Source organism: Thiomicrospira aerophila AL3 (assembly GCF_000227665.2).
In the GTDB taxonomy this organism is placed as follows: Bacteria; Pseudomonadota; Gammaproteobacteria; order Thiomicrospirales; family Thiomicrospiraceae; genus Thiomicrospira; species Thiomicrospira aerophila.
In genome coordinates this window covers 26,115-43,465 of sequence record NZ_CP007030.1, presented here as the reverse complement: position 1 = coordinate 43,465, position 17,351 = coordinate 26,115, and the positions used below count along the sequence as shown (strand labels likewise).

The window sequence follows — 17,351 nt, the reverse complement described above, 5'->3', positions numbered from 1 at the left end:
CGCTGGCCAAAGCAAGCGGGGTTAAGGTTAGTGGCACTGGTTTATACCAGGCCTGGTGGTTACTCAGTTGGGATGTTAGCCAAATAACTCAATAATTGCTCATGGCTAGTAACTTCATAACCCTGCAACACAATTTCCTGCGTGGATTGCTGTCCATTTACTTCTGTCGTGATGCTCAATGTAGTATCTGTTCCATCCGAAGAGAAAGAAATATATTGGCTAATATTATCACTCGTTACACCATCAGGTAACAAATCACTTACATCAATCTTGTCGGCTCCATTACCAAAGTCGGTGATGGTATCAACAAAGGTTTGACCTGCAACAACGTCGTCAAGAGTCCAAACAAACACGTCATCACCGGCACCACCGGTTAGGATATCATCACCGGCACCACCGGTTAGGATATCATCACCGGCACCACCAGAGATAACATCATTTGCATCACCGCCCACTATCGTCAAATCACCCGCTGCATTTGTAGTAGTTGTAGCTAAAACTTCACCGCCCTCATTTAATGCCGAGATTGTGGCTGTAATACCAGCAATATCCTCTGGCGTGAGCGCTTCTTCACTAATAAATGTGTAAGTCAAACTGCCGTCATCTGCTAGAGCATAGCTTCCGTTGAAACCAGCTAACCCGGCTACTTCGACATCACTCAACAACGCACCATCGACACTTGCTTTTATCGTAATGGTATTGACAAACCCAGACGCAGATACAGTGGCGCTATACCCTTCTAAATGAATTGCGGAATTGCCATTTCCAGGTGTTCCAGTATGGGTGATTAAAACGGAGTCAAAGACACCATCATTGACACTATAGGATTGGTTACCATTCGCTAAAGAGGTTTCACCAACTTTTTCGCCATCCTTATAAAATGTAACCGTGCCTGTCGCACTGCCATTTCCGGTCAATTTAATGTTTAGCGTAATCTCATCTGCTTCAGAGCCAAGCTTAATTTCGTGTGATACTTTCGAACCATTACCACCGCCATAGTTTAAAACTTGCTTTGCAGTTGATGAAATTGTAGTTGTATTGCTCACTTCCTCGCTTGTTACATCAAATGAAATTTCTGGAATAGCTGTGTTAGGCAATTCTGGTAAGCTGTTTACTAGATTTTTCAATTCCTGCGTTTTAGTAATATCTAGGGTTGCGGTACTTGAATTGCCAGCCGCATCAACAGCCGTGTATTCAAATGAGTCAACCACACGGATATTACTTACAAAGAAATCACCACCGTCTCTAGTGTTGGTAGAGTTCTCGTAAGGCAATCCCTCGAACGCAAGATATTGGAATCCACCCGCTATGTCAATATTAACCGTACCCTCATGGTTGCTTCCTGATTTAAACGTAAAACCATTTTCACCATCACGCCCAAATTCACCTGAACCAACGAGCGTTCCGTCCGAGCTGTAAGCGTACCATTTACCTAGTTCACCTGTAGCTTCAGTTTTGAATAAACGCGTCACATCAAAAGATGCTTTTGTAGCCGTGCCGCCTAAATCAGCAACTAATGCGTTGCCTGTATCAATGATCTGGTTTGGGGCACCATGTGATGAGTAACTACCCATTCCTTTAACACCTACGCCATCTCTTTGGAATGACACTTCGTGCATGGCTTGTGGTGTTAGCATATTTAAAATAGAACCGTCAGCCAATTTGCTGTCACCATCATTAAACCCGTACAGCTTTATTTCCGCTGTAGATTGATAGCTGTATGAGCCATCACTGTTAACTGTCAAGGTACCGAAGTTGCCGTTTACAACTACTGGCTCAGACCCCACTGACTGACCATTAACTGACGTAACGGCAATTACGTCTTCATCGTCATTGGCCAAAAGATTTGTATCATCATTGCTTGCAATAACGCTACCAAATGTTGCAGTGTTAACATCATTGACTAGGTTAATTTCAAGATCTACTGTATGTGTTGATGTTCCCGTGCTCACAACTGTATTACCTGCTGCATCACTCGATGTAACACTAATCGTAAATTCTTTATCAACTGCAAGATCAGCACCTGCTACAACAAAACTTATAGCTCCGTTTTCACCAACTGTTCCATCATAAGAATTTCCATTTATTACTGCTGTAAATGGATCACCTACAGATATATCACCACCCGAAGCCGTTCCTGTTACAGTTATTTGTGAATTACTCTCTACAATGTTGATGATGTCATCTGCTGTAATGTCATCAATAATAACAATGCCTGGTTCTGCAATCGTATCCATCATCGCTGTATTATCAGCGTTGATTACAACAAGGTTTAAGTCTTCAACCTCTGCAATAACAGTTAACGGCCCATCAAGCAAAATTGGCTGTGAGGGTGGTTGAATCACAAGTAGAGGTTCTTGATCAATGAACTGCTCACCATTAAAAGACTCGCTATCTGAGCCTGGGTTTGGATTCGAAAAATCGATAGTTGTTGAGTAACTGCCATCCTCATTAACAATGGCCGACCCATTTACACTGTTACCAAAGTCGTCTGTCACCGTAATGATTACAGTTGAACCGGCGGCAACGCCAGTAGTGGTTCCGGTTACTGGAACAGCAAACATGTTACCGCTATAGACATCTGCCATAGCTACATCGATGCTTGAAGGAATAATAACTACTGCTGTTTCTTCTTCGTCTGTATTTAACGCTGTAGCCGTGACAGGATCAAAAGTTGGGGTTGTGGCATCTTCAGCCGCAAAACTCTCAAACACAAGCGGATCTGTGGACTCGGCAACACGAACTAGGCGCACTAAACTATCGTCCACACCGTCTTCATCAACACCGGCGCCTGCTGCTGGTGCTTCTAATTCATCTAGTAGATCACCTTCGCCATCAAGAATAGCCAACATTTCCGCTACCGCTGGATCATTCAGCGCAACATCATCCATATCGAAAGCCTGTGTTGGCTGCATGTTAGCGACTACATCTAGCTCTAGCTCACCATAAAAGGGTAAAATCGTACCATCGACATTTAAAAATACGATGCTGTCTTGGTTAATTACCAACACGTCGCCTAGCGCAAGGTTATCGCCTGCTTGAATCGCTTGGATCTCGCCATTGGCGTTACGAATTTCCGCTTGGCCAGTGATACTGTTTACAATGATAGTCGGTTCCATGATTTTCTCCTTGAGTGGTATCTGGATATTTCTTATTTATTAGTTTACCTATTTGCTAGCAAATAAATATTGGACCTTAGTACGGGGTTTTAAAATAAATGATAAATGCATAAAATTTTTTTTATATCTCAGATTAATATACACAACACAAGCTTTAATAAAAAAACCCCGCTTGCCAAAGCGAGCGGGGTTAAGGTAATAACACTGGTTAATACCAGGCCTGGCGGTTAGTCTTGCGGAATATTAATCAAGTACTGAAGTAAATCGCCCTGTTGAATTTCAACACCTTGAAGAACGATTTTCTGATCGATATTATTGTTTAAGTCTCCCGTTGAAGAGATATTAATTGTCGTATCACCGTTAGCAACCGCTACATTAATATAGTCTTCAATATTGGTTTCTCTCAAACTAGGCAGTAGATCCGATAAATCAAGACGATTCGCGCCTACATTGAAATCAGTAATCGTATCAATAGCATAGCCGTTCACAGCTTGATCACCGAAATTCCATTTAAATACATCATCACCAAAACCACCAGTTAACATGTCGTCACCCTCGCCACCAACAATTGTGTCGTTACCAGCACCACCGTAGATGATGTCGTTACCCGCTGTACCCGTCAAAGTCTCTCCTTGAGGCGAACCAAGCAAGAAAGTTTTCTGATCAACTGTAACGTTACCCATAAAGTCGGTTGCCTCTACTCTATAGGTACCGGTATCTGCGGTCACAGGAGAAATCTTAAATGTCCAGTTACCATTCGTATCAGCCACAGTCGTGCCAATTGAAGCATTGGATGCATCGAACAACTCAATAGCTGAACCAGCCTCAGCCTGGCCAGAAAGCTCAACTTCTCTGAATCCGATTGTAGAATTAACGAATTGATCATTTGCAAAATAACCACCACTAATACCACTAGAATCAATAACGAGTGTCGCAGCTTGGCCGTTAATGCTACCGGTAAAAACAACAATACTCTCACCATTTGATAATTGGTCTGACCTAGTAACTGTCCCAGTCATAGAGCGTGCTTGCCAGCCTCCGTTTTGTCTTGTAGCAACTTCCCAACTTAACTGATAAACATCACCTACTTGCAGGTAATGTGTTTCATTGCTTCCTGGTACAGTTTCAATTACGAGGTTTCTAGTCCTACCTGTACCAGTAGTTGGTAGTGTATTTGATTCAATTACCTGCCCCTGATTATTAGGATTAACTGAAGTTGAGGAAACCGCAAAGTCATTATTACCCAAGCCATTAAATACAGGCTCTACAATATTGACACCCACTTCAGAAAGAGTTGTTAGGTTGTCAATTGATACGGCATCGAATTCAGGTAATGGAATGTCGGCAATAACTACTATGACTTCAGCCGGTTGACTGTCAACACCTTTATCACTGACCGCAACAGCCGTCACACTGAAATCAGGATCACCCAAGTCACGTACAGTTAAGCTGCCCAGTTGTGTCGGTAGAACGATGTAACTTCCATCAGACTCAGGTTGCATTGCATTACCGTTAAACAACAATACACCACCATCTACGTTAACAACATAGTAATCAATTTCACCCGAACTAATGGCTCCGTCAATCGATACTTCATGAATTAGCGTCTGAGTAACTAGAACTGCCGAAATATTTGAAATATCGACTATTTCATCAGGATGTGTAGAGGCAACATCAAAACGAATAGTGGCCTTACCGTCACTGTCCAGAACGATGGTTAGAGACTGATTTTCAGGGGCAAAAACAGTGTTATTGTTATTTGCAGGGTCATACCAAGATGTTTCGTATTCCTCAACGCCATTTACAAAGACCTTAAAGGTATCTCTAGTTCCTGCACGAGTCCCAGGTTCGCCATTTTCCCAACCGCCCTTAGCTTGTTGTGTCCAGGTGAAGGTAATGGTTTGGCCAGCATTAGCAACACCAAAGTCAAGAACAATATCACCGGATGTATCAACTGGCACGTTAGTGTCATTAATAATACCACTACCTGAACCGCCGACCCCTAGGCTGGCTATATCGTCAATTAACGCTGTTTCAAACCCATACACTGAGTTGATCTCAAGTGAAACGGTTGGGGTTGGGAGGATTGTTATATTTGCACTGTTACCCGTACCTAGATTACCTGCAAGATCCGTGTAGCTGTTATCGTCAACCGTTACAACCACATCACCTTCAAAGTCCGCAGCCGGCGTTAAATCCGCTGTCCACGTAATGTTATCGGTGGTCGTCAGGTTAGCAATCGTGCCGTTATCAACATCGATGTCCGTTGCATCAAAGCCCGTCACTTCTTCACTGAACGTGAAGGTCACGACACCCGTCTCTTCATCAATACTAATTTCAAGACTTGGGGCTTTGGTATCAACCGTAATCTCTGCACTGTCACCAGTACCTAGATTACCTGCAAGATCCGTGTAGCTGTTATCGTCAACCGTTACAACCACATCACCTTCAAAGCCCTCAGCCGGCGTTAAGTCCGCTGTCCAAACGGTCGGGTCGTTTTGGTCTTGTACTAAATTAGCAATCGTGCCGTTATCAACATCGATGTCCGTTGCATCAAAGCCCATCACTTCTTCACTGAACGTGAAGGTCACGACACCCGTCTCTTCATCAATACTAATTTCAAGACTTGGGGCTTTGGTATCAACCGTAATCTCTGCACTGTTACCCGTACCGTTATTGCCCGCTAGATCCGTGTAGCTGTCATCCGCTACCGTTACAACGACATCACCTTCAAAGCCCTCAGCCGGCGTTAAGTCCGCTGTCCAAACGGTCGGGTCGTTTTGGTCTTGTACTAAATTAGCAATCGTGCCGTTAGCAACAACAATATCCGTTGCATCAAAGCCCGTCACTTCTTCACTGAACGTGAAGGTCACGACACTAGCGTCTTCATTGATGCTAATTGCAAGACTTGGGGCTTTGGTATCAACCGTAATCTCTGCACTGTTACCCGTACCGTTATTGCCCGCTAGATCCGTGTAGCTGTCATCCGCTACCGTTACAACGACATCACCTTCAAAGTCCGCAGCCGGCGTTAAATCCGCTGTCCACGTAATGTTATCGGTGGTCGTCAGGTTAGCAATCGTGCCGTTATCAACATCGATGTCCGTTGCATCAAAGCCCATCACTTCTTCACTGAACGTGAAGGTCACGACACTAGCGTCTTCATTGATGCTAATTGCAAGACTTGGGGCTTTGGTATCAACCGTAATCTCTGCACTGTTACCCGTACCGTTATTGCCCGCTAGATCCGTGTAGCTGTCATCCGCTACCGTTACAACGACATCACCTTCAAAGTCCGCAGCCGGCGTTAAATCCGCTGTCCACGTAATGTTATCGGTGGTCGTCAGGTTAGCAATCGTGCCGTTATCAACATCGATGTCCGTTGCATCAAAGCCCGTCACTTCTTCACTGAACGTGAAGGTCACGACACTAGCGTCTTCATTGATGCTAATTGCAAGACTTGGGGCTTTGGTATCAACCGTAATCTCTGCACTGTTACCCGTACCGTTATTGCCCGCTAGATCCGTGTAGCTGTCATCCGCTACCGTTACAACGACATCACCTTCAAAGTCCGCAGCCGGCGTTAAATCCGCTGTCCACGTAATGTTATCGGTGGTCGTCAGGTTAGCAATCGTGCCGTTATCAACATCGATGTCCGTTGCATCAAAGCCCATCACTTCTTCACTGAACGTGAAGGTCACGACACCCGTCTCTTCATCAATACTAATTTCAAGACTTGGGGGCACAACATCCGCTGGCAACGCGGTCGCACTCGCAACCCCTGACTCGTTACCGGCTGGGTCACTTAGCTGCGCGGTTATCGTCGCTTCTGGCGCTATCGCAACCACTATCCCGTTCGTAATATTCTCTTCTGTCAACACAACACTGACTGACTCGCCGCCAGTCACACCATAGGTCAAGGTGTCGCCCACTTCTGATCCCGCTACACTGATCGTCGCGCTAATCGTACCGTCTTCACCTAGCTCAGCCGCATTGTAAATGCCATCTCCATTCGCATCCGCCGCTTCTAATGTAATCACCGGCGTGCCAATAGTTGCGTCCATATCCGCCTCATTATCGGCAGATATAGGTGAACCGTTTAGGTCGGTTACCACGGCTGTAACTGTAAGAGGGCCATCAGTGAGAACTGGTTCACCAGACTGCGCTGGAGTTGAATCGTTTAAACTGGTTAGATTTATTTCTGTTTGGTAAGAACCGTCTGCCTGGACAGTCGCCGTGCCTGAAGCACTAGCACCGTTTTGATCTGTTACCGTAATGATTACCGTTGAACCGGCGGCAACCCCGGTAGTGGTTCCGGTTACTGGAACAGCAAACATGTTACCGCTATAGACATCTGCCATAGCTACATCAATGCTTGAAGGAACAATAGGTGTTTCATTATCTAACGCTGTAGCCGTGACAGGATCAAAAACGGGGGTTGTCGCATCAGCCTGCTCAAACCCATCAAAGGCAAGGGGATCAGTCGTTTCAACAATACGGCTTAGGCGCACTAAACTATCGTCCACGCCGTCTTCATCCACACCCGCGCCTGCTGCTGGTGCTTCTAACTCATCTAATAGGTCGCCTTCGCCTTCAAGAATCGCCAGCATTTCCGCTACCGCCGGTTCATTTAAAGCCACATCATCAATATCGAAAGCCTGTATTGGCTGCATGTTAGCTACTACATCTACTTCTAGCTCACCATAAAAGGGTAAAATCGTACCATCGACATCTAAAAACACGATGCTGTCTTGGTTAATTACCAACACATCGCCTAGCGCAAGGTTATCGCCTGCTTGAATCGCTTGGATCTCGCCATTAGCGTTGCGAATTTCGGCTTGGCCAGTGATACTGTTTACAATGATAGTAGGTTCCATGTCTTACTTCCTTACGTCGATTGACTTATAAAATTTATTTTTCAACAGATTACTTTAAATTTATCGGTTTTCATACTGTACCAAGGTCCTATTTTTGAACAAATTGTGCAGCAATTTATACCAAATTGGGTAAATTATTCCAATATTGGCATAAAAATTTGAATTTTTGAATCAAAAGTCTAGACTTAATTAATATTTTTAATCACTAGTCTGCACTATTTATTTATACTTAGTTTAAAAGTAGCAGCCAAGTTAATAAGCTATTGACTTGCTTAAATATTCAACCTCAAATTAACATTAGGATTTATGTCATGCTCAAGAAAAAAACGCTAGTTATTGCGCTCTGCAGCGCCTTTGCTTTTAATTCACTTCACGCTAATGAATCCTTTGTTGAACCTATAACTTCTGCTTTAACTAATCCAAATGCTGGGCATGACTTTGTATCCATTGCACGTCAAGCTGTACAAAACAATCCAGAAGTCGCCGCAAGCTGGCATGCCTTTGTCGCCACCAGTTTTGATATTGATATTGCCCGTGGCGGCAATCTACCTACTTTAGACCTCGTGGGCAGCGTGCAACAAATTGACCGGGATTATGATTTAGGTGCCAATAGTAAACGTAACTTTACTAGTAGTAATATAGAACTACAGTTGCGCCAGTCGTTGTTTAATGGCAACCGTGTTCGTAACGATATCGGTCAAGCAGAGAAAGTACGTTTGACCCGCTATTATGAATTGCTTGCTGATATTGAACGCATCACTTACGCCAGCTTCCAAGCCTACCAAGATGTTGCTAAGCAGCGCGAATTGGTGCGCCTAGCCGAACAAAACCTTCAAGCACACCGAATTGTGCAACGTCAGGTTGAACGCTCAGTGAATGCCGGTGTCGGACGTCAGGCTGACTTAGACCAAATTAATGGCCGTGTCGCACTAGCAGAAACCAATGCGTCAACAGAGCGTGCAAATTTGCATGACGTGAGCGCGCGTTACCTACGAATTGTGGGCACACAACCACCGGCTGAGATGAGTTCATTAACCTTTGTGAATGATGTAATTCCTAGCACCGTAATGGATGCCATTACGACAGCCTATACCAGTAATCCAAGCTTTCTAGCCAGCATGCGCAATATTGAGGCGGAAGAAAAAGGTGAACTACGTCAGCGTTCTAACTATATGCCTGAGGTGGACTTAACGGGTCGTTTTGGCTACCGTGATTCTGACTCTTCAGGTCAACGCTTGGATGAGCTGCGTCGTGATGCCAGTATTGGTATTGAAGCTCGCTTTAACCTCTATCGTGGTGGTCGTGATGCGGCCAGCATCAGCCGTGCTTTTGAACAAATCAATGTTGCCAATAGCTTGCGTGACAAGAGCTGCGTGGACGTAAGACAAGAAGTACAAATTGCCTTCAACGATGGTAGCCGTTTACAGTCGGAATTACCGACTTTAGAACGTCACCGAGATTCAGCTGACCGCGTGCGCCTTGCCTATCGTGATCAGTTTGATTTAGGCCAACGTACTCTATTAGACTTATTAACCGCCGAAAGTGAATACTTTGAAGCGAGCCGCGCACTCATTAACGCACAATTTGATTACAACGTTGCCCAAGCCCGCATTCAGGCTAACACAGGCAGTTTAGTTAATAACCTAGGCATTACCCGTGACCAGTTACCTACTTTGGAAGACTTAGGTGCATCGGACATCTCAAATCCTGGCGCATTCTGTCCAGTGCCAGAAGTGATTGACACCCATGTTGAGGTTGAACTAGAACCCTTCCCTGAAGATCCAGAACAATGGGCGTTTAATGGTGAAGAAACCACCTATGAAGTTAATGTGTTATTTGAAGTGAGCTCTGCTGTGATTCGTCCAGAATTTATGGACGATATTCAAAATATTGCTGACTTTATGGCACGCTTCCCTGACACCAATATTGAAATTGCCGGGCACGCATCTTTAGATGGGGACTTTGACTACAATATGGATTTGTCACAACGCCGTGCCAATGCTATTGCAGAGGCGTTAATTAACGATTTTAATGTTAATCCAGATCGTATTACCGCAGTAGGATATGGTGTAAACCGTCCGATTATAAACGAAATCAATCCAGCTGCTAATGAGATAAATCGTCGTATAGAGGCACGTGTGACAGCTAGCAATTAATGCTAATTTAAACGTTTAAATAGGGCTAAAAACGAGTATCATTAAATACGAAATGACGCCCTATTCCAGTTTAATAGTTTAAAAAGGCATTTGCTGAAAATGACAGAAGAACAACAGGGGGCTCAAGTCCCTAACGAGTCAAGCCTTCTAGCGGGTTTATTGTGGATATGTCAACACCACGAGCGCCCGCTTTCTGCTGCGTCGGCCACTCAAGGGCTTCCAATTGAAGCCGACCGACTCACTCCCAATTTATTAGCTCGCGCTGCTGCACGAGCTGACTTTAGTGTCGCTTGGAAATCTCGGCGCATTACTGAACTCAATCCAGCGCTATTGCCCGCTCTTATGACCAGTAAACAGGGTCAAACCTGGGTAATAACCTCAGTCGACTCTGCGTCACAAAGCATTTCAGTAGTTAATCCCGATACCCATGAGCCCCACACCCTTCATTGGCAAGATGCAGAAACCCAGCTGGGGCTCATTCCAGGCAAATTGCCAAACGTGGCATATGTGCGGCCGGAGTTTCAAGTTGCTGAAACAAGCAAGCAATTAAAACAAGACACCAATAAGCATTGGTTTTGGTCGGTTATCAAAGAAAACCGCCGAATTTACCGTGATGTATTACTTGCCTCTATTTTAATTAACTTATTTGCAGTGGCGATGCCGCTCTACGTGATGAATGTCTATGATCGCGTCGTACCTAACTTTGCCACCGAAACCCTTTGGGTATTGAGCGTAGGCTTGTTAGTCGTATTAGTGGCCGACTTTACCCTAAAGATTATGCGAAGTTGGTTTGTGGATCTGGCGGCCACGCGTGCAGACATTAAGATTTCCGCCAATATTATGGAGCGAGTGCTTAATCGACAATTAAAAAACCGTCCTGCTTCCTCAGGCTCCTTTGCCGCCAGTATTCAGTCTTTTGAGCATTTGCGTGGTTTTATCGGCTCTATGACACTGATCGCGCTAGTCGATTTTCCGTTCATTTTCCTATTTACATTTATTATATTTATTATTGCCCCCATTATGGCGGCACCTATTGTTGTGGGGGCGATAATTGTGCTGCTCTATGCATTGATTGCTCAGGTTAAACTGCAACAACTCGCGGAAAATAGCCAGCAGGCCAGTGCTATGCGCAACGGCCAGCTAATTGAAGGGGTAAGCAACATTGAACACCTCAAGAGTTTCCGCCGTGAAGGTAAATTACAACGCTATTGGGAACAGGCTACGCAATTTTTAGCTGAAACTCAGTCTAGCAATCGATTTGTAGCCAGTTCTATTAATTACATGGCGCAAACCACTCAACATCTCGTTGCAGTGAGTATTGTCATCATTGGGGTCTATTTAATTATAGACGGCCAGTTATCACAAGGTGGCTTAATTGCCGCTTACTTGCTGTCCTCTCGTGCGATGGCGCCTGTTGCTCAGGCAGCAGGCCTGCTTGGGCAATACCATCAAGCTAAAACTGCTTTAGATGCAGTTAATACTATTATGGAAGAAGATGTTGAACGACCAAAAGGTAAAAGCTGGGTGTCACGTCCCAAGTTAAAGGGCGCTGTAGAATTCAAGAATGTTGAATTTAACTATCCAAACAATGAACAATCTAGCTTGAAAGGCATTAGTTTTAAACTTAATCCCGGTGACAAGTTAGTTATCCTAGGTCGCAATGGTTCGGGTAAATCAACCTTAAAAAAACTATTACTCGGTCTTTATCAACCGACCAATGGCCAAATTTTTGTAGATGGTGTGGATATTCATCAAATTGACCCAGCACAGTTACGTGAATATATTGGCTATGTCCCGCAAGACATCCGTCTATTTATGGGAAGTATTAAAGATAACATTGTTACGGGTAACCCTTTAGCTGACGAACAACTCGTTCAGCTCGCCGAACTCACTCAGCTGCAACCGTTGCTTAATCAGGCTGATGCCGGTTGGGACTCTGAGGTAGGCGAAGGCGGACAACGTTTGTCTGGTGGTCAAAAACAGTTAATTGGTCTAGCTCGAGGCTTAGCTTATGAGCCCAATCTGGTTTTACTCGATGAGCCCACTTCATCTTTAGACCACGCTACCGAAGAGGTTATTAAGAAAAATCTGAGTACTTATTTAACTGATCGTACCGCGATTATTAGTACCCACAGAACATCTCTTTTAGCTCTCGCAACACGTGTGATGGTCATTGATCATGGCAAAATTGTCGCAGATGGTCCAAAAGATACGGTATTGGATGCGTTGAAGAAAGGTAAAGTGAGTGGGGCGTCTTAAATGAGCAATGAAAGCAAAAAGCCAACTAGCCGTTCTAGCGAACAACAGGGTTTTGACCAAATCAGCAAAATCACGCACGCTAAAACGACTCAAGCCGTTGCAAATAAAATTTTTAAAGCCAGTCCTGATTGGGTTATTAAACATGAACCGGCTTATATTAACCAGGAACCCACAGGTGCAAGACGCTTGCTATACATTGTTGTATTAGTTTTTATTGCGCTAATTGTTTGGGCTAACTGGGCCGAGTTGGATGAAATAACGCGCGGTGATGGTCGTATAATCCCATCACAACAATTGCAAATTATTCAATCACTTGATGGCGGGATAGTGCAGGATATTTTAGTTCGCGAAGGCCAAACTGTCGAACGCGGCGACCCGCTTGTTATTATTGATGCAACCCGCTCCACGGCGAGTTTTCGTGAAAACCGCGCCCAAGTGGCTAGCTTAAGTGCTGAAATTGAACGACTGCAAGCATTAATTGAGCGACGCCCACCGGAGTTTGATCCGGCCATTCGCGCAGAACATCCGGTTATCTTTATTCAAGAATTAGCCTTGTATCAATCAGCGCGTCAAGAGCTGGCCGAACAGCTTGAGATTGCCCGGTCTCAACTTGCACAACGCCGTGAAGAACTTAAAGAGGCTGAGATGGCTAGAACGCAACAACAGGAAGTCCTTTCTACTACACGTCGTGAGCTTAACTTTACCCGGCCTTTATTACGCTCTGGTGCTGTTTCCGAAGTCGATGTAATTCGTTTGGAGCGCGATCTTGCAAATGCCCAGGGTGAGCTCAATCGTACTGAGGTGACCATTCGCCGGTTAAACCTAGCGATTGAAGAAGCTGAAATTCGTATCAAAGAAATTGAATCGGTTGCTGTCACACGGTGGCGCACGCAACTCAGCGAAAGCGTGGGGCGTTTGGCGACCTTAAGTGAAGCAGAAGCCGGTCTTGAAGACCGCGTGCGTCAAACCGAATTACGCTCGCCTGTCCGTGGCACTATTCAACGTCTTTATGTTAATACCGTTGGCGGTGTCGTGTCACCAGGTAGGGAAGTTATGGAAATTGTGCCGCTAGATGATACCTTAATCGTCGAAGCTCGCATCGCCCCTCGTGACATCGCCAACATACGTCCAGGCCTAAATGCACGACTGAAATTCACCGCCTATGACTTTATGATTTATGGTGCGTTTGATGCCAAGGTGGCTCATATCAGTGCCGACACTATCACCGATGAGAAGGATGAAACCTATTATCTTGTGCGACTGCAGACAGATGATTCGTTAATCCCGGCCAATATGGTTTTAATTCCTGGTATGACTGTGCAAGTAGACATTCTAACTGGGAAAAAGAGCGTGTTAGATTATTTGCTCAAACCTGTGCTACGAGCTACCTCAAATGCAATGACTGAGCGTTAAGGAATAATAACTATGAAAACTGATACCCTTCTACCTACTGCCTCACAAATGTTGGTTATGCTTAATCGTTTTGAACATCCAGAATGGACTAAGATTGGCATTACTAAAACCTCACTTAACCTTGAGGAATTCGAGCAACAGTCGCACCTTACTCTACCTAAAATGGCATGGATATGCACAGATCATCCTGAGTGGCAGGCCTGGTTACGTGGATTAAACCAACACAAGGTTCCTTGCGCGGTGATGTCGTTTAAAAAGTCTTTTGCGGAATTTCAAGAGGCGATAGGCTTGGGCGCGAAGGCTTATACAGACGCCACGGCTAACGCCACTATTCTGCAACAAATTGAACAAACCCTCGCGGCAGGTTCGATGTGGTTACCTGCTGAGTTGTTATCTAGATTAGTTGGTGCCAGTGATAAGCTGTTAAAGCGTAATGCAGCGACAGCGACTGACTCTAAAAATACTGCGTCATTCGATTTAACGGCTCGTGAGCATGATGTCGCTGAACAGGTCTGCCAGGGTTTAACTAATAAGAAAATTGCTACTCAACTTAACATAACGGAACGCACTGTTAAACAACACATGAGTAATTTGCTAGCCAAGACGGGAGCAAAAGATCGCATGCAGTTAATGTTGATTTATCGGGGGTACAAGTAAATGAGCGAAGAAAAAGCGACCATTCAAGCTTTACAAGACAGTGACCTTGAAATGATCCGCGTGCTTGACGACTTAATTGAGTTAATGATTGATAAAGGTGTCATTCAGTTTACAGAGCTGCCAGAGCAAGCGCAGCATAAACTATTAAAGCGCACCCAGTTACGCCAAGGCCGGCGTAACTTAGATTTGCTGGAAGACGAAGAAAAACCGCTTAACTATTAACCTACACCTGGACCGGTCACACCATCAAAACCTAAATCGATTAAGCGCGGGATTTCTTGTGGCTCCATCACCCCCTCTGCAATCATGGTCATACCTAAAGTATGACCTAGATTAATAATGCCGCGTAAATAGGCGTCATTATTACTCGCAATAAATTCCCTTACAAACACACTGTTAACTTTCAAATAATCCAATCCCAGTTCTTGAATTTTTGGCGTTTTTAAAACATCTGAACCGACCTTTTCAATCCCAATTTTACAACCAGTTTGCTGCAACGTGAGCAGCGCTGTTTTTGCCTGATCAAGTTGATGCATTAACTCTTGCTCATTAAATTCTAGGTACAATCTACTTGTAAGTGCTTGGTTCGCCTGCAATCGTGCTAAAAGTCGGTTGCGAACCGCTTCAATAGCAATCGTGGTAACACTCAAATTAACGGCTAGTTGAAGCGTTGGATTTTTTGTTAAGGCTTGTAACGCTTTTTCAAGTACACGCTCATCTAATTCAGCGACTTTTTTAAAGCGTTTTGCCCAAGGCAAGATTTGCCAAGCGGTAAAGGTTTGCTGTCCACAACCTAAACGGAGCATCGCCTCTTGATGCCATACCTGACCTTCACTATCTTGGGTTGGAAAATAGGCAAAACTGATAGCAGACACGGCCACTTCATTGGACTCTAATGCATGCTGTAAGCACTTTGCCCAATCACTTTCGGTTAAAACCGGCTGACTAGCTGTGGTTTCCTCACTGCCTGTTAAGAACTCAAGCGCCGTGGCAGCTTGTTGTTCGGCGCGAACTAACAGGCCATCGAGGCGTGCTAACAAATGTCCACGTGCTTCTGAACACTTATAGCTGGTAAACGCCATCGCATAATCAATCGGTCTTGCGGCTAAATGTTCACGCAAGGTCTGACACCAGGCCTGGTGATTATCCAGTTCATCCGGTAACAAAACTACAAAATCTGTACCGTTTAGGCGTCCTATGAACTCCTTACTGGCTGTCTCTAAACCGAGGTCCATACTAATTTGATGAACCAGTGCTTTAAGCTCAGCATCAACTTGTTGACGACCAAGAGTTTGGTTACATTCTTGCAAGGCTTTTGCGCGCAACATTAACGCACCGTGTGTTGCAGCGTTTTCTCGATCTGCCAACACCGCATCAAGCTGCCCAATAATATAGTCACGGTTCAAACAACCTGTCGTATTATCCAAGGAGACTGAGGCTCGTAAGCTCTCCAAGCGCTGAGATTCACGCTCCAACATACCCTTAATTCGTCCAGATAGTTTATTCATCGCGCGCACAAGTCGACCAAACTCAAGTGTTTTGGGCTCATGTCCAACTAAAAAACGTCGATCTCCCATCGCCTCGGCTTGCGCCACCACAAAATCTAACGGCCTAATAACGGTTTTTAATAACAAGGTCCCAATCAATCCGGATACAAGTGCAATGATCAATAACCACATACTAAGTTGAATCGTACTTTGCCAGAGCGCTTCGTAAGCAAATCGATCATGACTTTCTACATAAACCGTTCCAAACTGCTGCCAACCGTCTTGGACCTGCGCGATGCCAGGCTGTATATTTAAATCGACAAGCTGTTCAAACCAAGCAGGAACACTCAATGCCTCTAAATCATCAAAAACTCGGCGTTGGATAGCTTCACCGGTTGGATCTTGTAACTCAATACGTCGGTAGTACCCGGTATCAAATTGCGCAGCAATAAAGAGCTCAACCATTACAGGCTCTTTATCCATTTGACTCAGCGATAACGCCAGACTTTGCGCGTTGTCGTTATTTTTTAGATTCAACTGCTCTTCAAAATAGCCTTTTGCGTTGTAAACACTGACAAAAAAGCTGCTTATAAAAGCAATCAGTAGTAGGCCTATGATGCCAAGCCAAAGCTGTTTAATTAACGACATAGTACTTCCTAGTTAGATGACTATTCAAAATAAATTCCTTCTGCCGCTAAGCGATCTAATACTGATCGCCAGCGCGACAACCGCGCCGTTGGACTAGAAGCTGAACGCTGGTTGCCAGCCCACAAGCCTTGGGCATTAAAACTGAACACCGGTGTTAAATCAGTTCGCTGCGAGGCCGGTAAAATTCGGGGGATTAAACTGTCTAAAATTAACGGTTCTGCATTGGGGGTTGCGTAGTAGCCCAGAACCATGTGAGCTTCCACCCGACCACGCACATTGGCACGAACATAAATAAGTCGTAACTGCTGATCTGTTAAGCCCGCTTTGCGCAAGGTGATATATTTAGCAATCGCATAGTCCTCACAATCACCCAGTCCATGTCCCAAGGTTTCTAGCGGTGTAGCCCAATAGTCTTCCATGCCATAAAGTTGTTGGTCGGTACGATAGCGTACATTTTGGTGAAAAAAAGCATTCACGCGTTGCAATTTTTGGACGTCAGACAAGCCGTTTAATTCGGTTACAAGTTGTTGCCAAGCTTGTCCAACAGGTAAGCGCCGAGCGCCAAACTTTTGCACCAACTGTTGGTTAAACTGATTAAAGTTTATCGTAACTTGAGCGTAGGCCTTATTGGACTGCCAAATACCCAACCACACCAGCGCAATCAATAGGCATAAACCCAATAGCGTTAAGCGTTGCCAAGGCATGTTTAATAAATGTGATTTGCTAATCATTGCT

Annotated in this window: 9 protein-coding genes; 5 read left to right on the top strand and 4 right to left on the bottom strand. The window is 44.7% G+C overall.

Going from position 1 to position 17,351, the window contains the following annotated elements; translation table 11 throughout:
- Positions 1-59: 59 nt before the first annotated feature.
- Together THIAE_RS00165 and THIAE_RS00160 are read right to left on the bottom strand one after the other, a co-directional pair.
- On the bottom strand, positions 60-3,119 hold the full coding sequence (locus THIAE_RS00165; protein WP_006459725.1) for a retention module-containing protein: 3,060 nt from the start codon (positions 3,117-3,119) through the stop codon (positions 60-62).
- A gap of 227 nt (positions 3,120-3,346) precedes the next feature.
- Complete coding sequence (locus THIAE_RS00160) at positions 3,347-7,996, bottom strand: retention module-containing protein (protein WP_025299237.1); 4,650 nt, start codon at positions 7,994-7,996, stop codon at positions 3,347-3,349.
- Positions 7,997-8,307: 311 nt separating this feature from the next.
- Here THIAE_RS00160 and THIAE_RS00155 point away from each other — a divergent pair, with 311 nt between their 5' ends.
- From THIAE_RS00155 to THIAE_RS00135, 5 genes are all read left to right on the top strand, one after another.
- On the top strand, positions 8,308-10,152 hold the full coding sequence (locus THIAE_RS00155; protein ID WP_006459990.1) for a TolC family outer membrane protein: 1,845 nt from the start codon (positions 8,308-8,310) through the stop codon (positions 10,150-10,152).
- A 99-nt stretch (positions 10,153-10,251) separates the two neighbouring features.
- Entirely contained in the window at positions 10,252-12,411 is a 2,160-nt protein-coding gene (locus THIAE_RS00150; protein ID WP_006459991.1) for a type I secretion system permease/ATPase, read from the top strand.
- On the top strand, positions 12,412-13,824 hold the full coding sequence (locus tag THIAE_RS00145; RefSeq protein ID WP_006459992.1) for an HlyD family type I secretion periplasmic adaptor subunit: 1,413 nt from the start codon (positions 12,412-12,414) through the stop codon (positions 13,822-13,824). It begins immediately after the preceding gene.
- A 12-nt stretch (positions 13,825-13,836) separates the two neighbouring features.
- Entirely contained in the window at positions 13,837-14,481 is a 645-nt protein-coding gene (locus THIAE_RS10460; RefSeq protein WP_006459993.1) for a response regulator transcription factor, read from the top strand.
- Positions 14,482-14,703: a hypothetical protein gene (locus THIAE_RS00135; protein ID WP_006459994.1), complete on the top strand. Its 222-nt coding sequence runs from the start codon at positions 14,482-14,484 to the stop codon at positions 14,701-14,703.
- Here the strand turns inward: THIAE_RS00135 and THIAE_RS00130 are convergent.
- Positions 14,700-16,616: a bifunctional diguanylate cyclase/phosphodiesterase gene (locus THIAE_RS00130; protein WP_006459995.1), complete on the bottom strand. Its 1,917-nt coding sequence runs from the start codon at positions 16,614-16,616 to the stop codon at positions 14,700-14,702. The two genes, THIAE_RS00135 and THIAE_RS00130, sit on opposite strands and share 4 nt — an antisense overlap.
- A gap of 20 nt (positions 16,617-16,636) precedes the next feature.
- Positions 16,637-17,347 carry a transglutaminase-like cysteine peptidase gene (locus tag THIAE_RS00125; protein ID WP_204205739.1) on the bottom strand — a complete coding sequence of 237 codons (711 nt, stop codon included), beginning with the start codon at positions 17,345-17,347 and terminating at the stop codon, positions 16,637-16,639.
- Positions 17,348-17,351 lie beyond the last annotated feature (4 nt).